Raw genomic sequence first — 20,816 nt, 5'->3', positions numbered from 1 at the left:
ACTCGCACAAATTCCCGCGTTCCCCGATGAAATGAATGCGGGCCAATTCCATTTCTACCACTTTCTCTGACGCAATCCCCCGAAATGGTCTTTGTGTTTAATTTCGTAGAATGAAGGAAATTAATAAATAGAGACTACAACAGGAGGTTTGCGAACATGAGGAATAATATGAAGGTCGTCATGCTTCTTTTAATGGCTGTTCTCGTTCTTGGCGCTTGTGGAAATGCAAGCAAAAATGCAGATGATCCAACGCGAGAAGATGCGACGATTATTTATGAGGATGATAAGGAAGGCGGCACGATGAATACAGGCAGCGGGTATGGCTTCAATGAGTTTGATTTGGAGATTGAGGTCGATGGGAAAGATGCCGTTGATGCTGAGTATGATGTGAACGAAGCCAGTGATGCAAAGTATGTGAATAGATTAGCGAATTTAAATTTGAAGGATCAGGAAGCTTTCGATAAGCTGGATGAGTTCTTTACGAAAATTATGCTGACACATGATATGTCGAACGAAGATGTTATCGATCGAATTATGGAATGGTTTGGACTTGATACGTATACGAAGTTCGATTTGGAAGTGAACTTTGATGATGGGACGAAGTTGGATATTGAAGATAGAAAATAACGAAACGGACAAAACAGGCGAGGATACAAAATCCCCGCCTGTTTTTGTGCTTAAATCTTCGAATCCTTCAACATCGTATAATAAACCCCTTGTTTTTCAATCAATTCCTCTTGGTTGCCGGATTCGATGAGCTTGCCTTGCCCCATGACGTAGACGATGTCGGCTTTTCGCACGGTGTTCAGCCTATGTGCGATGACGAAGCTCGTTCTTCCTTCCATCAACCGGTCTAGCGCTTCTTGGATTTCGAGTTCGGTGACGGTGTCGATGCTGCTTGTCGCCTCATCGAGCAGGAGCAATACCGGGTCTGCGACGAGTGCCCTTGCAATCGAGAGCAACTGTTTCTGCCCTTGTGAAATTTCTCCACCGTCCGCTGTCAGAACGGTATCGTAGCCGTGTTCAAGTCTCGAAATGAAGCTATGTGCATTCGCCTTTTTCGCCGCCTCGATCACTTCTTCGTCAGTAGCGTCGAGCTTGCCGTATCGGATGTTTTCCATGACGGTCGCTTCGAATAAAAACGGATCTTGGAGGACAAATGCTGTTTGACTCCGCAATGTTTGACGCGGCAGTTCGTTGATGGGAATACCGTCGATGAGAATCTGCCCTTCATTTGTCTCATAAAAACGAGCGAGGAGCTGCATGATTGTCGTCTTCCCTGCCCCCGTCGCCCCGACGAATGCTGCCGTTTCACCAGGCTTAACGTGGAAGGAGATATCGTCGACAGTATAGCCATCTGTATCGACCGAATAGCCGAAAGACACATTTCTAAATTCGACGTCCCCTGCTAAGACCGTGTCCGCATGCCCTGTTGCGTCGTCCTTCTCGATCGGCTCATCCATGATCTTGAATACCCGCTCCGCCCCAGCAATTGCGGAAAGAACGGTGTTGAATTGGTTGGATAAATCATTGAGCGGACGTGTGAATTGACGTGCATACTCGGAGAAGATGACGATCGTTCCAATCGTAACGATTCCATCCCCTTTTAAAGCAAGCAAGCCACCAACACCTGCCACGATGGCAAACGCCGCGTTGTTCAACATGTTCATTACCTTTGGAATAAATCCCGAGTACGTCAACGCCCAGAATCCCGTCCTGCGCAGGCGATCGCTCTTTTCCGCGAATTCTTCCATGACACGCTCTTCTTGGGAGAACGCTTTAATGATCCGCTGCCCAGAAATCGTTTCTTCAATCATCCCATTCAATTGTCCGACCGCTTGCTGCTGCTCCTTGAACAGCAAACCCGTCCGACGGGTAATCCACCGAATCGCGATGAACATGACCGGCACGATGATCATCGTCAGCAATGTCAAAATCGGGCTAAGATACAACATGACCGCAAGTGTTCCTGTCAATGTCAAAATACTTGAGAATACTTGAATGAAAGATGAATTCAACGTTTGGCTGACGTTTTCAATGTCATTCGTCACGCGGCTCATCAATTCTCCGTGTTGTCTTTTGTCGAAAAACGTAACAGGCAGCTTCTGAAGATGGGTAAACAAACTCGTCCGCAGCCTATAGATTGTCTGTTGCGCAATCCCGACCATCCAAAAGCTTTGGAAATAAGTCGCAAGCGATAATCCTGCATAGATTGCGATCAGCAAGCCGATCTTGGATCCCAATCCGTCAAACTGCATTGGGATAATATGCGTATCAATGATTTTCCCGATCAGGAATGGTCCAAGCAACGCGAGACCCGAGCTGACGAGTACGAGGGCGAGTACGAGGATAAGCAGCCCCCGCTGTTCATCGACGAGCTTCCAAATCCTCAGAAGCACTGATTTCCAATCATTCGCCCGTTCCACTTTCTTTCTGCCGGGACCTTTAATGTCTTCTTTCTTGATGATCGGTTCATATCCAAATGGCTTACGAATTGTTCGCAACATCAGCGTCCACCTCCTCTTCCGATTGGGATTCGGCTATTTTCCGGTACAATGCTGACTGCTTCATGAGATCGGCATGGCTGCCGTATCCGACAACCTTCCCTTCATCTAATAGAAGAATTTGATCCGCACCTTTAGCCGTCTGCACTTTCTGCGTAACGACGAGCATCGTCGCCGCTTCCCCTTTCAGCGCTTCCCACAAGGCATTTTCTGTTTTAACGTCCAATGCACTTGTACTATCGTCAAGAATAAGAATCGAAGGCTTCCGGACGAGCGCCCGCGCAATGGATAACCGTTGCTTTTGTCCGCCCGACAAATTGACCCCTTTCTGTCCAACCCGCGTTCCGTACTTCTGCGGGAATAAATCGATCGATTCGTGAATTTGTGCTTTCATCGCCGCTTCGATCAATTCATCAGGCTCTGCATCACTATCGCCCCATGAAAGGTTTTCCAATATGGAACCTGTAAAGAGAATCGACTGCTGAGGGACGAGCCCGATCGTATCACGCAAATCTTTCAGCGCCCACTCCTTTACGTGGATTCCGCCGACGTAGATTTTTCCTTCCGTCGGTTCGAACATCCTTGGTATAAGATTGAGAAGCGTCGATTTCCCTGATCCGGTCGCCCCCATGATGGCGAGCTTTTCCCCAGGAGACACGTGAAAGGACACTTTATCCAAAATCGGTTCCGGCTTCCCTGGATAATGGAAGGAAACGTTATCGAAACGGAGATCACCTTCCAGGCTGCCTAGCCCCGAACTTTCCATATCATGGTTTTCTAAATCTTCATCCGCAAGCAGCACTTCTTCCATCCGTTCGGAAGATGCCTTCGCACGGGAGAATGCACTTATAATGAATGCAAACATCGAAAACGCGCCCGTCATCCGCATCGCATAGTTGACAATCGCGACAAGCTCACCGACTTGTGCGTTTCCATTCCCAATCTCAACGGAACCAAACCAAAGGACAGCCATGAGACTGACGTTCATGACAAATAGCAGAACGGGCAAAATGAGCTCCATCATCCGCATCGCTTTGACAGTGTCCTTGCGAAGTGCCCCCGCTACTTTCGAAAAACGGCTCGCTTCGTACATTCCACGTAAATAAGCTTTGATGAGACGGACCGCCTGCAAGTTTTCTTGGATGACGCGGTTCACACGATCAAGCCTGTGTTGCACTGTTGCAAAATAGCCGACTCCTTTTCTCGCCATAATAAATAGGAAGATTAACAAGATCGGTGCCCCGATGACGAGGTAGAGCGCCAACTTTACATTGACGAGAAATGCCATAATCAAACTGCCGAACACTAACAAAGGTGCCCGCAGCATAATCCGGAGCGACATAAACAGGACGTTTTGCGCCATCGTCACGTCACTCGTCAAACGGGTAATCAATCCCGCTGTCGGAAATCGTAAAAAGGTTGCCATGGAAAATGACTGCACTTGGCGGAATAGAGCTTGGCGCAAGTCAAACGCGAAGCTTTGCGCGGCATGAGCGGCAAAGTAGGAATTGATCGCCCCTGAAAAGAATGCGACGAACGCCAGACCCATCATGACGCTTCCCCATGTCCAAATGACACTGACATTTTCCGCTAATATGCCGTCGTCGATGATTTTCGCTATCAATAATGGCTGGATCAACTCTACCATCAGCTCCGTCAGCATGAGGAACAAGGCAATGAGTATCGGCCATTTATACGGCTTTGCATATGAAAAAACTGTCTTCATCTTACGGACCCCCAAAAACTGTTTCGTTTTACGAATTATTTTTTTATTGTCACCATTATGACACAGGTCTCGATCTCTGTATAGAGCGTATATTGAGTAGTTCGGAAGTTCTGACATCGAAGAATGGCGTTGTAATGCCTTTTTCTAAGCATAATTAATTTCTGATAGAGGCAGGCGGAATCTATTTTATTCCAAAAAACCGGAACCCTCTTCAGGATTCCGGTGTTATGCCTTCTTCTTTCGCCTTGCTTCCCGCTATCGAAAGGCCCGTTACGCCGATGAGCATGATTGCGCCGCCGACCATTTGCCATAAGCCCAATACACTGCCAAACCAGATGACGGAAATAATCATCGCTGTCAGCGGTTCGAAACTTGAAAGAATGCTTGTTTCGACTGGGGATATATATTTCATGCTGCCGAGGAACAGCAGGAATGCGACTGTACCGACAATAATAACGAGCAACAGCATGGAGGATAATTCCACGTCGGCAAGTGCGTCAATCTCTTGTCCGAACTTCAAGATATTTAAAAGGAGGAGCGTAAATCCCCCTATGAGCATGCCCCATCCGACGACGATGAGGACTCCCCATTCATTCATAAGCCGAACAGGATACAGTGTGTAAAAGGCAAATGTGAATCCAACGGCAAGCCCGAAGAAAAGCGCCTCCTTCGTCAAAGCGAAGCCGGATAGCGTTCCGTTCGTCAGAAGAAGATAAAGGCCAGCCATCGTGACAGCCATTCCGATTACTTGCGCAGCCGGCGGGTATTCCTTTTGCCTGATCGAGACGAAAAGGATGATATAGATTGGCGCTAGAAATTGAAATAGCGTCGCGATGACAGCATTGCTCGTATGGATGGAGCCGGCGAATGAAAATTGTACGCCGAGCATTCCAACGATGCCGAAAATGACCATTTGACGAAGCCAAACTTTGTGGCGGAGCGGGCGCGTAATATTCACACCTTTTATTTTCAAGACGAGAAGGAGCCCGAGTCCTGCTAGCATCAGCCGGACGATGAGCATAAACGAGACGGACATTTTGCCAGTATCCAGAATCCATTCCATCATCGGTCCCGTTGCCCCCCATAGCATCGCCCCCGCGATAATCATGAAAATCCCTTTTGCTCTTTCCATATCAATCCACCACCTTTTATTTTGTGTAATAACTTCTTAGATGTGCTCGTTATGTCATAAAAGATGTACTGTATATTTACTGAACTTCCTATATAATAAAATACATATGACATCCGAAAGGGGACAAAAAGATGAAACCGGCAAACCAAACAGATAGAACCGAACTACCGATTGTCATGGACAGTCTTGTAGAGTTCTTAATGGTGACCCGTACGGATGGTGAAGGCTTGATAACTTACACGAATAATAACTTCTTAGCTTCAAGCAATTGGACACCAAAACGTATTCTCGGAAAATCCTTTTGGCAAATGTTTTCCGAGGATGAACATAGCCAGGCGCAAGCACACGCGATCTGGAACCGTCTATCGAGCGGGAAATCCTGGTTCGGCAAGGTCGAAAAAATGACCCGGCACGGCGAACCTTATTATGTAAATATGATGGCAATCCCTACGATGGATACGAACGGAACGCTTGAATCTAGCACATTCTTAGAGCTTGATATTACCGAAGACGTCGAGTTGAAGGAGAAGCTCCAGCAAATCGCCTTCATCGATTATGAGACCGGGCTGATGAGTCGGCACAAATTAGAGACGCTCGTCAATGAATACATCGAAGAGAACAGGCATTTTTCGTTCGTGTACATAGCAATCGATCACTATTATACACTGAAAGATCTGCAGTCGTATGATTCCGAATCAGTTTTAATCCAAGAATTTACGAACAGGTTGAAACGGTATTTCCAAGGGGATTCAATCGCAAGAGTCGGCGTCAGCCAATTTGTCGTTTTGACGTCTTTCGGGGATTGGTTCGTCCAAGGGTTTCTAGAGTTTTTGAAAGAGCAGCCTATCTACATCGAGAACCATTCATTGCCGTTATCGGTAAGCGGCGGCATCGTCCGCTATCCGGAAGATCAGCTTTCCTATTCACATCTTTACAAAGCAGCGTTAGCAGCGATGAAGACGATTACCGAGCAAGGCGGCGGGCGCATTTCCTCCTTATCCGCGGAATCCCATAAAGTATTGAACCGTCGTTCCCTCATCGACAAGAAAATGCTGACAGCGCTAGATCGTAACAACTTGCAAGTCGTTTATCAGCCGCAGTTGGATATTGCGACGGGCAACGTTCTTGTGTATGAAGCACTTGTCCGTTGGGAGGACGAGGAAATCGGGCATATTCAGCCGGATGAACTGATACCGATTGCGGAGGAAAATGGATTGATTCACGCTATTGGAGCTTACGTGCTCGAAGAAGCTGCTACTCTTGCAGTCAAGCTGATGGCCGATAAACCCGACATCCGCATTTCCGTCAATTCATCGGTACGGGAATTCGGCGATTCTTCGCAGATGAAGGAAAAGCTGACAGGCATTTTAGAGAAAACGAAGTGTCCTGCGGATAAGATCGAATTGGAGATAACTGAGAAATTCGCCTTCCAAGCTGAGCAGGAACAGGCAATCATTCAACAAATGAAAGCGTTTGAGGAGACAGGCATCCGATTCATACTGGATGACTTCGGTACGGGGTACGCCTCTTTCCGATACATGCAGCAATTGCCGATTTCCAAAGTGAAAATCGACAAAGTGTTCATCAATTCCTTGCTGACGATGCCGAAAACAAGGCAGCTCGTCGAAGGGATGATTCTTTTCGGGAAATCGATGGGCCTCTACGTCATCGCAGAAGGCGTAGAAACTGAGGAGCAGTTCGAAGCATTGAAAGAAATGGGCGTCGATGCCGTCCAAGGCTATTATATCGGAGGACCTGTAAAAGGAAATGAGATTTCATAATGAAAGGAGCCGCTCGGGGTGCGGCTCCTTTTTTATTTCATCTTCAACGTGCTGATTTCCTTAAAGGAATCGAGCTTATAGCTTTTGATTTCATTCATCGATAATGTAAACAAGCTGTCTCCGCTGTACAACAGCCGCTGAACTTGTTTTTCCCAGTCTTCGTACTGTTCACCGGAAGTTTTCTTTTGCACCAAATCGCCTTTCAGCACGATTCCGTGTTCTGGCGTGATTTCGTAAACAAGAGCTCCAGAACCTTTATAGTCTACATCAAATTCCTTCTCCCCTTCTTCATAAATGCTTATTGGGAAGCCGTAGAGGTTTCTCTTTTTATGCTGGAACAGCGCTTTATGATCGTATTGGAGAGATGAATACGTTCCCCGCCCTCCTATGATTTCCGTGAACTTCTCTTTCGGATTATGAAAATCGGTTACATCGAATAGCGAAATTTTCATCCCTTGCGTCAAGATCAGCGGCTCGCCTCCCGATGGATTCTTCCTCGCCACCGTATCATATCCGAAGCCGATTAAATGATTTTCATCTAATGGATGCAAATAATTCGAGAAGCCTGGGATTTTCAACTCGCCTAACACTTTCGGCTTAGCAGGATCCGAGACATCGATAACGAATAGCGGGTCAGTTTCCCTGAATGTCACCATATATGCTTTATCTCCCATGAAGCGCGCCGAATAGATGCGCTCCCCTTTCGCGAGGCCTTTCACTGAGCCGGTCGTTTTCATGTTTTCATTCAAAATGTACAGGTGGTTTTTGGAAGGGTTTTTCTCATCCCACATATTCCCTTCCGTCATGACGACGCGGAAATTCCCTTTGTACTCATCCATTGAGAATTGATTCAAAATCGTCCCGCCCAACTCTGCAGAGCGGTAAAATTCGATATCAGTCCCGTCGAGCGTAAACTTGAAAATTTCAGTATTCGCTTTCCCGGGGTTCCAGATCATAATTTCGGCACCGCGTGTATTCGTAGTTGTTTCATATTTCAATGCCGTCAAGTAGAGATGGTCCTTCGTCATGTACATTTGGTCGCTGCTTCCGAGAAACCCTTTCGTTTTAAGTTCGGAAGTCTTTGGCGACGTCAAATCGATTGCTGCTATGACGGAGTAGGAAGGGTCGGTTGCGCCAGGTAAAATGGCAATGTCGCCGAATTCCATGAATTTCTTCTCTTTTTCATTCGAATCAAACACACGCGGACGCAGCGCATCCCCTTCGATCTCTTCCATTGCCCAGTAATTCGGAAACACATTTGTTACTAGATACAGCATACCATCGGTCTTTCGCGCGCTCTTTAAATAGCCTTCTACGCCAAGCTCTCGTACAAATACCGGCTTTTCCGGCTTCGCAACATTGTATAGACGAACAGTCGTCAAGCTGTTCATCGGCATCATTTTATCCATTGCATCCGATTTATCCGGATAGCGCTGCATTTTTTCGCCGAGTACTATAAGTAAGTCATCATGTAAAAATAGCTGTGACGGATAATAATCGTCTTTTGGATTAATGTCAGCAGCGACTTTCATCTTTTGAGGATTGCGAATATCAACGACTTTTACAGACGTCCCCTCAAAGATGGAGTACACATACTCGCCGTCTGTCTTCACCATATCTGACTCATCGACGCCTTCCACTTGAATATTCGTCGACGAATGGTCGCCACCGCCAACCGCATTCGATGATTCCGCACTATCCATGGAAGCCTTTGCTGAAGATTCTTCAACCGCATCATAAGATACCGCTACAGACTGCATATCTTTCGCTCTCTCAAAATACGCTTTTAAATCGGCTGCCGAGCTGATTGATTCAATCGAATCATAGATTGTGAATTCGATTTTCTTCCGCTTGAGCGATTTGAGTTGGCTATTCACCGCTTTTTGCTCCATACGTAACGCATAGTTGCCTGGTTGCAGCCCTGCTACTTGAAGTGTCTTGCCATCGTTCGTTAATTCCAATCCCGCTTCAACCTTCGCACCTTTCTGATCGGTTACATAAACATAACCATCTTGAATTGCTCCTTTCGCCAACGGCTCCGAAAAATGCGCCTTCCATCCATTGTCACTAAGCGCCGTGCCTGCTGCGAAAACATTCACCTTCTCCATGAACATTGTGACACCTGCAACGACCATGACCATAATCATTGCAACAGCAAACCATATAACCGGTTTTCTCAATTTCATCACCTTTCCTTAACTTCCTCTTTACAAAGTAGACTTCTAAGAATCAGTTACGTTTCACTTTTCGGAAAAAACATTTTTGCACATTAATTTGAATATGGTAGTCTTATAGGGTGGGAGAAAAAAATAGGGGGGGTAAAAGGGAATGAAAACACTTACAAGATGGTCGAACACGATCATGGAAAGGTACTTGCCGGACCCATACATATTCGTTGCCATTCTGACGCTTGTCGTCTTTTTGCTTGGCATCGGTCTGACAGATTCGGGTCCGCTTGATATGACCGTCCACTGGGGGAATGGTTTCTGGGGACTTCTCGCATTTACGATGCAAATGGTTATCGTATTAGTCGCGGGACATGTACTGGCAAGCAGTCCTTTCTTCAAGAAATTATTAAGTTCGTTAGCAGGATTGGCAAAGTCACCGGGTACGGCAATTCTACTCGTCACAGTCGTATCGCTTATCGCTTGTTGGATCAACTGGGGATTTGGTCTTGTCATCGGAGCATTGTTTGCTAAAGAGATTGCAAAGAAAGTAACGACAGTCGATTATCGGCTATTAATTGCAAGCGCTTACTCCGGATTTATCATTTGGCACGGAGGGCTAGGCGGGTCGATTCCGTTGTCAATTGCAACGGAAGGTCATCCATATGCCAACATGATGGGTGTCGTTCCAACGTCCGAAACGATTTTTTCAACGTATAATCTATTTATTATCGCTGTCATTTTCATAACTTTACCGTTGTTGAACCGTTTCATGATGCCAAAACCGGAGGATACGGTTACCGTCGATCCTAAGCTGTTGGAAGAGGAAATTGAAGTAGAAGAGGCTCAAGAAAAAACGCCTGCAGCACGCCTTGAAAACAGTGTAATCCTATCTATGCTAATTGGCGCATTAGGTGTTGTCTATCTTGTGCAGCACTTTGTCACTAAAGGGTTCGACTTGAATTTGAATATCGTCAACCTGATTTTCTTTATTCTCGGCATCATTTTCCACGGAACTCCAAAGCGTTTTCTTGCGGCAGTTGCAAATGCAGTGAAGACGTCAGGCGGAATTATCATACAGTTCCCGTTTTACGCAGGGATCATGGGCATGATGGTGGATTCAGAACTAGCGAAAGTTATGTCCCAATGGTTTGTCAGCATTTCAACCGAAGCGACTTTCCCACTCTTCACGTTCTATGCGGCGGGGCTTGTTAACTTCTTCGTCCCGTCAGGCGGAGGGCAATGGGCTGTTCAAGCGCCGGTCATGCTTCAAGCAGCTCAAGAACTAGGCGTCAGCTACTCGAAGACAGCGATGGCGATCGCATGGGGCGACGCATGGACGAATATGATCCAGCCGTTCTGGGCATTGCCGGCGCTAGCGATTGCCGGATTGCGCGCGAAGGATATTATGGGTTATTGTGTGTTCGTGTTAGTGTTGAGCGGAATCGTCGTCAGCATCGGTCTCTTTTTCTTTTAATCCATCAAGAAGCATCCGGACTGCCAATGTGGCGGCTCTGGATGTTTTTTCATGCGAGTCATTCCAACTTACACCTTTTCCTATCTGTTTGATGCCCTTGACCCGCGGGTAATCTAAATGCAGGAAAACTAGTGAGGAAGGATTTGAAACGAAATGATTACAACACCTGAAGCGGAAAGATCGAAACGGAATTTAAAGCCCATTTGGATTTCATTAGCATTCATCGTCTTGTTCGTTATCGTCCTGCTTCCCACTCCCGACGACTTACCAGTCATGGGACAACGCGCATTAGCCATATTGGCATTTGCGGTCATCCTGTGGGTGACGGAAGCCGTTTCCTATCCCGTTAGTGCTGCGATGATCATCGGACTGGTCGCTTTGCTGATTGGCTTTGCACCGGATATGGCGAATCCCGATACGATCGTCGGCACAAAAGCTGCACTGAAGATGGCGCTTGGCGGCTTTTCGAACTCAGCCGTCGCACTCGTTGCAGCCGCTTTGTTCCTTGCATCGGCCATGCAGGCGACCAATTTGCATAAACGGCTTGCGCTTTTTATTTTATCGAAAGTCGGCGTGAAGACAGGCGCAATCGTATTTGGAGCGATTCTCGTCTCCATCGTGCTCGCCTTTTTCGTTCCGAGCGCAACTGCCCGAGCAGGAGCAGTTGTGCCGATTCTGCTTGGAATGGTAGCGGCATTCGGGCTTCAGCCAAATAGCCGGCTAGGTGCTTTATTGGTCATCACTGCCGTACAGTCCGTCTCGATCTGGAATATCGGAATCAAAACTGGAGCAGCCCAAAACATGGTGGCACTAGGATTCATCGAAAAGGAATTCGGAATCTCCGTGGCATGGAGCTCATGGTTCCTATATGCAGCACCATGGTCCATCATCATGTCGGTCGTCCTTTATTTCGTTATGATCAAATTGATCAAACCAGAAACACAAGTTGTTGAAGGTGGAAAGGAATTGATTCAAGTGCAACTGAAAGAGCTCGGCCCGATGAAATCATCGGAACTCCGGCTCATCATTGTTTCTGTCGCCCTTCTCATTCTGTGGGCGACCGAGGAAAAACTGCATCCGCTTGATACGACAACAGTAACGCTCGTCGCCATCGCCATTTTATTATCACCGAAAATTGGCGTCTTCGATTGGAGAACAGTGGAACGTCTCATTCCTTGGGGGACCATCATCGTTTTCGCGGTCGGCATCGCACTCGGCACGATCCTGCTCGATACGACCGGCGCTCAATGGCTATCCGACAAAGTATTTGGCGCAATGAGGCTAGACAATATGCCATTGCTTGCAACCATCGCTTTACTGTCATTGTTCAACATCCTGATCCATCTCGGGTTCGCAAGTGCGACGAGTCTGTCGTCAGCACTCATACCGATTTTTATCGCCTTGACGACTACAATTACCATCGATGCGAACAGCGTCGGCTTCGTTCTCATCCAGCAGTTCGTCATCAGCTTCGGCTTCCTTCTCCCAGTGAGCGCACCGCAAAATATGCTGGCGTATGGGACAGGTGCATTTACCGTGAAGGACTTCCTGAAATCAGGCATTCCTCTGACCGTCATCGGCTATTTGCTTATTCTGTTGTTCAGCGCGACATATTGGAAGTGGATTGGATTGTTGTGAAACGTCAAAAATGCTAGGAGATTCATTCTCCTAGCATTCTCCATTCAATCTAGCACTTCAATACATGTAACTATGGCCTGCTTTAAATCTTCATGCGACCAGCTTGGCACTCGGCCGTGCTCGACCGCGAGTTCATGGGAAGCAGGGATATGGATAAATCCTGCAAGCATGTCCTGACGTTGTTCATTCACAAAATGAAGGACACGGTACATGACATGATTGCACAAATATGCGCCCGCCGTGTTCGAGATTTCGGCTGGAAGCCCGGCACCCTTCAACGCATCCACCATTTTCCGGATCGGCATGTTCGTGAAATACCCGTCCGCTCCCCCGTCAACAATCGGCTCATCAACAGGGGCATGGCCGCTATTGTCCTTTGCTCCATCATTCACATTAATGGCGATCCGCTCGGGTGTAATTTTGAATCGGCCGCCGGATAAACCGAGCGACATAACTGCGTCAGGCTTCACATTTTCAATATGCGAAATGACACGATCTCCCGATACACTGAAATCGACCGGCAGCACTTCACTATGGATTCGATATTCCCCGATTTCCATCCCATGCAATTCTTCGACAATCCGTGCGGTTGGATTGACCGGATAATTCAAAAATGGCTCAAAGCCGGTTAACAGCATTTTCTTCATTTTCACACATCCCCTTTCCCCCATTATAACGCACATCATTTCGATTTGAATCTAGCAGTTTTATCCCAGCCAATAACATGCTGGGACGATCGGATCCGATAAAAAATAAAAGCGCAATTACCGCAAAAATAGCATATGTACTAATTGGAATCGCATTGTAGGTTCCTATGATAAGGACAATCATTGAAATGAGCCAAACAACTGATACGACAGGCATTTTCATTTGATCCCAAATTGTGGATTTTTTCATAAACCTACACCCCTTTATTTCTAATTCCCTATTTTTTTGAGATAGAAACCGAGTTACATCTTGAAAGTTTAATGGTTCCATTACAGGGAATATCTCATTGTAAACGATATTTTCGAGGAGGAATATGACAATGAATGACAAGTACGAAAAAAAAGATGAACAAGTGACACCACAGACACAAAATCAGCAGCCCGGAATCGAAGCGGAGATGACTCCACCTCCCCTCTATGACGATGAAAATTATAAAGGGTCCGGTAAATTAAAAGGGAAAAACGCCCTGATTACCGGCGGAGATAGCGGAATCGGACGAGCCGTCGCTGTGGCTTTTGCTAAAGAAGGCGCCAACGTGGCAATCGCCTACTTGGACGAAGCCGAAGATGTCGATGCGAATAAAACCGTTGAGTTGATTGAACAATACGGTGGAAAAGCGAAGAAAATTCGCATCGATATTAGTGAAGAGGAAAATTGCGAGAAGCTGATCGACGATGTCATCCAGGAATTCGGCAGTTTGAATATCCTCGTGAACAATGCCGGAAAGCAGTTCCCGCAAGACGACATCTCACAAATTTCGAGCGACCAGCTACGTGAAACGTTCGATACTAATTTCTTCGGCCTATTCTATTTATCGAAAGCAGCTCTTGCCAATATGAAAGAAGGCGACTGCATCATCAATACTTCTTCCATCACGGCGTATAACGGCTCTCCTGGACTGATCGATTACTCGGCAACGAAAGGCGCCATTACAAGCTTCACCCGCTCACTCGCCTTGAGCTTGGCTACAAAAGGAATTCGCGTCAACGCAGTGGCACCGGGGCCAATATGGACACCATTGATCCCTGCAACATTCGACGCTCAAAAAGTAGAGCAGCACGGAGCAGATACACCCGTGAAACGCCGCGGGCAGCCGGCGGAGAACGCACCGGCGTACGTCTTCCTTGCTTCTAATGATTCCAGCTATATGACGGGGCAGACAATTCATGTTGATGGCGGGGATTATGTAGGTTCTTGATTTTTAAGAGATGATGCTTTGAGTGCGGAATGCTGTGCTTTGAGCGCAGCATCTACTTTGGCGCGCAACGGCTCGCTTTGGACGCGGAGCCTTCACTTTGGACTCGCAATTGCTTGCTTTGGACGCGGACGCCTTCACTTTGGACGTGCAACTGCTTGCTTTGGACGCGGACGCCTTCACTTTGGACGTGCAACTGCTCGCTTTGGACGCGGACGCCTTCACTTTGGACGTGCAACCGCTCGTTTTGGACGCGGACGCCTTCACTTTGGACGTGCAACTGCTCGCTTTGGACGCGGACGCCTTCACTTGGAGCGCGCCCAAAGTCTCTCCCATATTAAAAAAGCGATTTGCAGAACTTCATCTGCAAATCGCTTTTTCTTATGCTTCAACAGTATCTCTGGAATACCGTTTTTTGAAGACCAATGCAAAATAACCGAACGTAATTGCCAAGCATGCAACCATGAAGCCGATCAGCACGCCATTGCTTGTCCAAAGATGCGCGATGTCCCCAGTGGAGATCGCCGCCTTGAAGGCTTGGACCGAATATGTCATCGGCAACAACGTATTGAACACTTGAAGTGGTTCAGGAATTAATTCCAATGGGAACGTTCCTGCACTCGTCGTCAATTGCAAAATCAATACGAGGATTGCAATGAAACGGCCTGGGTCGCCGAGCAACGACACCAACATCTGAACGATTGCGATGTACGTGTAGCTCGTAATGATCGCTGTCAAAATGAACAACGGCAAATTGACCGTTTCCATTCCAAGGGCACCTTTGATAATGCCAACTGCGACTAACGCCTGCACAAGTCCGACAATTGTCAAGACGGAAACCTTGCTCGCCATCCAGCCGAATGCGCCTGTCGGTTTGATTGCCGGTTCGACGAGCGGGAAGACGATTGACACTAACAATGCCCCGACAAACAAGCCGAGTGATAGGAAGTACGGCGCGAATCCTGTACCGTAGTTCGGCACTTCATTAATGCCCTCTTTTTCGACATCAACCGGAGAGGCCGCCATTTCATACGTTTTCTCGTTCGGATTCACTTCGCCCGCGGTTGCATTCGCCTCCGCTAGTTTTTCTTGCAATGTCATTGTTCCTTCATTCAACTCATTCATGCCGTCCGTCAACTTCGCAGAGCCGTCCGCAAGCTCTTTCGATTTCGAAGCAAGCGTACCGGTTCCTTCTTTCAACGTTCTAGTGCCCGCATTCAATTCATTCAAGCCAGAAGCCAAATCAGAAGATCCTTTCTGTGCTTTCGCAACTCCTTCAGAAAGCTGATCAAGACCGGCTGCCAAAGCGCCGTTCCCTTCTGTAAGTGCAGAAGACCCTTCAACGAGCTTAGCGGAAGATCCGTTTAATTCATTAAGACCTGTAAGTGCTTGCGCATGGCCGTCGCGCAATTGACTAGCTGAGCTGTTCAATTGGGCAGTTCCGTCGCTTAGCGCCGCAGTTCCAGAAGAAAGCTCACTCATACCGCCTGATAGTTCAGCACTTCCTTGTTGCAATTGGCTTAATGCCGCTTTCAAACCTGCCTGCTGATCCTCCGGCAATGAAGCTAATACAGGCGCCAACTTTTCGGATAGGTCATTGATGCCCGCATTTACATTTTTCGAAGCATCTGCAAGTTTATGAGCAGACCCATTCAACGCAGCTGTTTTTTCTTTGATTGTTCCAACTGCTTTTCCAAACTCGGCTTCTTTCTCCGCAATTTGCGCATAGCTAGCTCTCAATTTCTCCACACCAGCCGTATAATCAGTGATTCCCGACTGCAAATCGGATGCGCCCGTACTCGCTTTACTTGCACCCGTGCGAAGATCTTCGACACCAGTAGAAAGCGCGCCGATTCCTTTATTCAAATCCGCAGCACCTTTCGCGGCTTCCATTGTTCCCTTCGCCAACTTGTCGGATCCATCCTTCAACGTAATGGTGCTGGACGCCAATGTTTCCAAATACCCTTTCAAATCATCCGCGCCTTTTGCAAGTTCATTTGCACCATCATGCAATTCGCCTGCACCGTCCGCAGCTTCGCCGAAACCAGTTCCCATTTCATTGATGGAGTCAAACAACTGCTCCGCATACGTCGACGCAACTTTGTCATTCACTTCCGCCCGGATCCGTTCCATCGCCGTCTCCCCGATTTGGGCGGACAGGAAGTTGAAGCCCTCATTCGGCTTATACACGATCGTCAACTTTTCAGGATTTTCATCCAGCAAAGTCGTAGCATGCTGCGAAAAGTTCTCCGGTATTTCAATCGCGATATAGTAGTCTTGATTTTTCAAGCCTGCCTCCGCGTCCGCCTTGGAAACTTCTTGGATATTGAAATTATTGCCTTCTAACAGTTTGTCGACCAATTCATCGCCTAGCGCAAGCTGTTTTCCTTCCAACTCTGCTCCTTCATCCAAATTGACGATCGCTACAGGCAATGCACCCATATTGGCATATGGATCCCAAAATGCCCATAAAAACATGCCCGCATATAAAACCGGAATGAAAAGGATGGCAATCATCGGTACAAGTAATTTTCTTGTACGAAGAAGCTGTTTCCATTCCGCGAATATCATTGATTTTTTCATCCATTCATTCCTCCATTTGTACTAATTGACCAAAAACCTCATTCGGTCAATTGTGAATAAAAAAAGAGTCTCAAGCTAAGAGACTTGTAAAAATAGTACTGCCTAATAATCCTGCAATCCGTTCTTCGGACAGCTCTTCATCCTCATGGGTTTTCCCCCAATCGACGACAAGCGCCAAATACGATTTGAACAGAAGGAATGCGATAAGCTCACTGTCGCAAGGCTTTAATTCGCCTTTGTCGACTGCCCGCTCAATTTTCGCTTTAATATAAGAGACAATTTCATTTTCAATTTGAGCAAGCACTTCAATGACGGCAGGTGTGCGCAATTCTTTTCCTTCGTCAATCAATTTGGCGTACAATTGATGCGTCTCCCGGAATTTCAACATTTGCATAAGCCGTGCATGGGCATTTCGTTCGAATGATGCACCTTCGACAGTTGCCGCGTCAGATGCCGCTCGCATTTCTTCGACCATTTGCAGGACGATTGCGTTGAACAGCTCTTCTTTGTTTGCGAAAAATGTATAGATCGTCCCTTTTCCGACATTCGCTATTTTGGCGACTTGGTCCATCGTCGTCGCTTTATAGCCAAATAACGAAAACGATTTGGCAGCCGCCTCTAAAATTTCTTGCCTGCGATCCAATTCCTCACCTCGCCTCATTGACCAAAATACATTTTCGGTCATCCGGTCATTATATTACACCCATTCATCCAGGATTGCAACAAAAAAAAGAAGCTATCATAGTTTCACGATAACTTCTGTGCCGTCTTTCGCTTTGACGTTCACTAATCCTAGCCCTCTATGTTTTTTCAACTCTGTCACAATGCTTTTTAGTTCTTTTTTATCTAATGGCGGAATTACAAACACTTTTTCCTTTTCTTCAGAATGATCGACAATCCATTTATTAATGAGCAGCTGAAGCCGTTCGGAAGATAGGATCATGATGCCGATTGTCAGGAATACATACGGGACCGGGATGAACAAGCGCACCTTATCTGCCTTCACTTTGACGCGCATCATTTATTCGATAAACACGGAAACCGTATCGCCGTCAGCCGATTTGACATCCACGATTTGTCCGTCTAATTCATTATCAATTGCCTCGATAAGCACATCGATATCAATGTCTTTCACGTACTTCTCGGATTGAGGAATGTTCCCCGCAATATTATGACCCGCCTTTAACAGGACTTTGATAAGCTTGATTGGCAAGTTGACAGAAACATTGTCGTTATCCGCCGATACGACACGAATTTTCAATGTCTTATCTGTATATGCAGTCGGCTTAGATGATACGCTTCCTGAATCCCTATTTTTCAATACTTCAATTAGCTCTGACGCCTTCTCCGCGTCCACTTTCCCCTCTTGTACAAGCATCAACACTTTTTCAATTTCCGTTTTCATTATGAATTCCCCCTATTCATCTTTTAACAGTTTAATTGCTTCTTCCGGAGTGATTTCTCCGCTTTCTAACATGGCAACGACTTTCTTCTCATCCACCTCGTTTTTCTTTTTTATCTCATAGCCGAGCGAGCCGACAACTTCATTCAGCTTGCCTCGGACAGTCGGATACGAAATTCCAAGTTCTTTTTCAACTTCTTTAATATTGCCTCTGCATGCCAAAAACACTTCGACAAAATGGAGTTGTTCCCCAGACAACGCTGCCAATTTGGAAAGCTCAAATTCATTTTCAATGGATGTATGGCATCGGTTACAATGAAGTTTTGTAACTTTCAGCGTTTCGTCGCAAACAGGGCAATGACTAATAACGGGATATGCCATAATTATCTGAATTCCCCTTTCATTTGAATTCATCATATCTCATCTATTTCTAAATAGCAAGCATGAAATTAATTATTTTAACTCCAGAATTAATAATATTAATTATAGACTTTAATTTCATCACTATTTTCAAACTTACATTTAAAAAGGTGAAGGAGTTTGAGCTCCTTCACCTTTTGTGTCGATAAATCTTTATTTACGATTCGCTTTCAACCAGCCATTGTTCATAGTACTCATCCAGCTTTTTCTGCAACGCATTAATTTTCGCCGTCTTAGATTCGTAATCACTCCAGTCGGTTTCCATAGCTATATTCTTTTCCAAACGTTCTATTTGAAGTTCCAAAGAAGCGATTTCCTCTTCTATGTTTGTTTCCTTACTCGACCTCGGCTTCTTGTTAACCGGTGTTTGCTTTGGAGATTCCGCGACTTTCGTCTGCTGCAATTCAACCCATTTCTGCCGAGCCCAGTCGAAAGGACCTTCAAACATCGTCATCATTCCGTCTTCAAGCCACGCCGTGCGGGAAAATAATTTATTCAAGAAATATCGGTCATGTGAAACGGCGAGAAGCGTTCCTGGAAAATCTTCCAATGCATCTTCGAGCACTTCCCGTGATTCGATGTCCAAATGATTTGTCGGTTCGTCCAATACGAGGAAGTTCACATCTTGATGCATGAGCTGGGCAAGCCGCAATCGCGTACGTTCGCCACCGCTTAAATCACCAATCCTTTTAAATACATCCGGTCCGTAAAACATGAACTTCGCAAGTATATGCCGTGCTTCGCCTTCCTCAACGCCAATATCTTTACGGAATACGTCAATCAGACGGGCTTTAGGTTCATTGATCGCGAAGTGTTGCGACAAGAATCCCACTTTTACACTGGCCCCCAATTTGCAAACCCCTTCGTCGGGGGCAAGCTCGGCTAGAAGCATTTTCAGTACAGTCGTTTTCCCGCTTCCATTCCGTCCAACAATCGCCGCCCGGTCCTTCCAAAGAACCTGTAGATTGGCGCCGCGCAATAATTCATTTGTACCGAATGATTTTACAGCTTCTTGCATGATGACGACTTCCTTGCCGCTTCTCGGCGCAGCCTCAAAGGACAATGCCATTTTTCGAGGATCAATTAACGGCTTCCGCAGCTTCTCCATTCGTTCAAGCGCCCGCTCCATATTTCTCGCTTGCCGATGCAAACCCGCATTCGGCGGATTCGCTTCGTTCGCCCATATACGAAGCCGCTTGATTGCCTCTTTCATTTTCTTGATCTTCTTCTGTTGCTCCTCATAGTCCTGGAATTCGCGCAGGAGCCGCTCTTCTTTTTCTTTGACGAATGAACTGTAATTGCCGTAGTACAGATGAAGCTCTCCGTCTTCCAGATCCGCTATCTTTGTCACGACGTTATCAAGGAAATAACGGTCATGTGAAATGATGACGACTGTCCCTGCATATTCCGTTAAATATGCCTCCAGCCATTCGACCGCGAATAGATCCAAATGGTTCGTAGGTTCATCTAATAGAAGTAAATCCGGCTCTGTGAGCAGTAGCTTCCCTAACATGATTTTCGTCTGTTCCCCGCCGCTCATCTGGCTGAAATCCTGCTCGACGAACGCACGTAATTGTAGACCGTTAATAATCTTTTCGATTTCCGAATCCATCGCGTACCCGTCGCGACGGACAAACTCATCCTGCAATTGGCCGTATCGAAGAAGCAGCCGCTCCATGTCCGCCGTATCCGGATTCGATAATTCCATTTCCATTTCGGATAGCTGCTGTTGAATGGTTCTTAATTCCGCAAATGCGCTTTGAAGCACTTCATATCCGGTCATCGGCTGTTCGAATGAAGGGATTTGCGATAAATATCCGATTTTGGAACCTTTCTTAAAATGGATGCGCCCAGCATCCGGCCGTTCGACATCCGCAATGAGCTTGAATAACGTCGTTTTCCCGCTTCCGTTTCGTCCGACGACACCTAGTTTGTCACCTGTTTTAATGTCCAATGAAAGATTTTCAAAAATGGTGTTGCCACCTAACATTTTGCTTACTTGTTGTATTGTACAGATCATAATTTTCCGCTTCCTCTCTGATTTCACAGCAAGGAAAGCACAAAAAAAGACTGCGTCTAGGCAGC

The 20,816-nt window shown here is 46.5% G+C and carries 18 protein-coding genes; 6 read left to right on the top strand and 12 right to left on the bottom strand.

Translation table 11 applies throughout. From position 1 onward, the window contains the following. Positions 1–156 precede the first annotated feature (156 nt). A complete protein-coding gene (locus AC0L13_RS01845) occupies positions 157–627 on the top strand; it encodes a YusW family protein (RefSeq protein ID WP_473643370.1) in 471 nt (156 codons plus the stop codon). A 50-nt stretch (positions 628–677) separates the two neighbouring features. Here AC0L13_RS01845 and AC0L13_RS01840 read toward each other — a convergent pair whose 3' ends face one another. From AC0L13_RS01840 to AC0L13_RS01830, 3 genes are all read right to left on the bottom strand, one after another. Beyond that, complete coding sequence (locus tag AC0L13_RS01840) at positions 678–2,507, bottom strand: ABC transporter ATP-binding protein (protein ID WP_473643368.1); 1,830 nt, start codon at positions 2,505–2,507, stop codon at positions 678–680. After that, the gene (locus AC0L13_RS01835) at positions 2,488–4,230 is read right to left on the bottom strand and encodes an ABC transporter ATP-binding protein (protein ID WP_473643366.1); all 1,743 of its coding nucleotides are present in this window, start codon (positions 4,228–4,230) and stop codon (positions 2,488–2,490) included. Before AC0L13_RS01835 ends, AC0L13_RS01840 begins: the two co-directional genes overlap by 20 nt. Positions 4,231–4,441: 211 nt before the next feature. Then, positions 4,442–5,362 (bottom strand): DMT family transporter, encoded by a 921-nt coding sequence (locus AC0L13_RS01830; protein ID WP_473643363.1) that lies wholly within the window; start codon positions 5,360–5,362, stop codon positions 4,442–4,444. Positions 5,363–5,493: 131 nt separating this feature from the next. Here AC0L13_RS01830 and AC0L13_RS01825 point away from each other — a divergent pair, with 131 nt between their 5' ends. Continuing rightward, positions 5,494–7,143, top strand: coding sequence for a sensor domain-containing protein (locus AC0L13_RS01825; RefSeq protein WP_473643361.1), 1,650 nt, complete (start codon positions 5,494–5,496; stop codon positions 7,141–7,143). 32 nt (positions 7,144–7,175) lie between these two features. Here the strand turns inward: AC0L13_RS01825 and AC0L13_RS01820 are convergent, their stop codons facing one another. Continuing rightward, on the bottom strand, positions 7,176–9,329 hold the full coding sequence (locus AC0L13_RS01820) for a beta-propeller domain-containing protein (RefSeq protein WP_473646811.1): 2,154 nt from the start codon (positions 9,327–9,329) through the stop codon (positions 7,176–7,178). 142 nt (positions 9,330–9,471) lie between these two features. Between AC0L13_RS01820 and AC0L13_RS01815 the strand changes: the two genes are divergently transcribed. After that, a complete protein-coding gene (locus AC0L13_RS01815) occupies positions 9,472–10,785 on the top strand; it encodes a short-chain fatty acid transporter (RefSeq protein WP_473643358.1) in 1,314 nt (437 codons plus the stop codon). 153 nt (positions 10,786–10,938) lie between these two features. Continuing rightward, positions 10,939–12,423: a DASS family sodium-coupled anion symporter gene (locus AC0L13_RS01810; RefSeq protein ID WP_473643356.1), complete on the top strand. Its 1,485-nt coding sequence runs from the start codon at positions 10,939–10,941 to the stop codon at positions 12,421–12,423. Positions 12,424–12,467: 44 nt separating this feature from the next. Here AC0L13_RS01810 and pcp read toward each other — a convergent pair whose 3' ends face one another. Both pcp and AC0L13_RS01800 read right to left on the bottom strand, forming a co-directional pair. Further along, on the bottom strand, positions 12,468–13,070 hold the full coding sequence (pcp, locus tag AC0L13_RS01805; protein WP_473643354.1) for a pyroglutamyl-peptidase I: 603 nt from the start codon (positions 13,068–13,070) through the stop codon (positions 12,468–12,470). Further along, positions 13,042–13,320, bottom strand: a complete 279-nt coding sequence (locus tag AC0L13_RS01800; RefSeq protein WP_473643352.1) for a hypothetical protein — start codon at positions 13,318–13,320, stop codon at positions 13,042–13,044. The genes pcp and AC0L13_RS01800 overlap by 29 nt, the downstream gene beginning before the upstream one ends. A 130-nt stretch (positions 13,321–13,450) precedes the next feature. Between AC0L13_RS01800 and AC0L13_RS01795 the strand changes: the two genes are divergently transcribed. Further along, positions 13,451–14,329: an SDR family oxidoreductase gene (locus AC0L13_RS01795; protein ID WP_473643350.1), complete on the top strand. Its 879-nt coding sequence runs from the start codon at positions 13,451–13,453 to the stop codon at positions 14,327–14,329. Between the two features lie 97 nt (positions 14,330–14,426). Then, positions 14,427–14,762 carry a hypothetical protein gene (locus AC0L13_RS01790; RefSeq protein ID WP_473643348.1) on the top strand — a complete coding sequence of 112 codons (336 nt, stop codon included), beginning with the start codon at positions 14,427–14,429 and terminating at the stop codon, positions 14,760–14,762. On the opposite strand, the gene AC0L13_RS01785 is transcribed toward AC0L13_RS01790, so the two are convergent. From AC0L13_RS01785 to abc-f, 6 genes are all read right to left on the bottom strand, one after another. Beyond that, the gene (locus AC0L13_RS01785; protein WP_473643346.1) at positions 14,708–16,909 is read right to left on the bottom strand and encodes a YhgE/Pip family protein; all 2,202 of its coding nucleotides are present in this window, start codon (positions 16,907–16,909) and stop codon (positions 14,708–14,710) included. The two genes, AC0L13_RS01790 and AC0L13_RS01785, sit on opposite strands and share 55 nt — an antisense overlap. A 70-nt stretch (positions 16,910–16,979) precedes the next feature. Further along, complete coding sequence (locus tag AC0L13_RS01780; protein ID WP_473643344.1) at positions 16,980–17,552, bottom strand: TetR/AcrR family transcriptional regulator; 573 nt, start codon at positions 17,550–17,552, stop codon at positions 16,980–16,982. Between the two features lie 96 nt (positions 17,553–17,648). Then, positions 17,649–17,915 carry a hypothetical protein gene (locus AC0L13_RS01775; protein ID WP_473643342.1) on the bottom strand — a complete coding sequence of 89 codons (267 nt, stop codon included), beginning with the start codon at positions 17,913–17,915 and terminating at the stop codon, positions 17,649–17,651. 15 nt (positions 17,916–17,930) lie between these two features. Further along, positions 17,931–18,314 (bottom strand): hypothetical protein, encoded by a 384-nt coding sequence (locus AC0L13_RS01770; RefSeq protein WP_473643340.1) that lies wholly within the window; start codon positions 18,312–18,314, stop codon positions 17,931–17,933. Between the two features lie 12 nt (positions 18,315–18,326). Then, a complete protein-coding gene (locus AC0L13_RS01765; protein WP_473643338.1) occupies positions 18,327–18,692 on the bottom strand; it encodes a DUF2089 family protein in 366 nt (121 codons plus the stop codon). Between the two features lie 196 nt (positions 18,693–18,888). Continuing rightward, positions 18,889–20,751 carry a ribosomal protection-like ABC-F family protein gene (abc-f, locus tag AC0L13_RS01760; protein WP_473643336.1) on the bottom strand — a complete coding sequence of 621 codons (1,863 nt, stop codon included), beginning with the start codon at positions 20,749–20,751 and terminating at the stop codon, positions 18,889–18,891. Positions 20,752–20,816: the final 65 nt, after the last annotated feature.

It is taken from the genome of Sporosarcina sp. QA0331, assembly GCF_055808055.1.
Note: the sequence above shows the minus strand (reverse complement) of the source record. Positions and strands in the feature narration are given on the sequence as shown.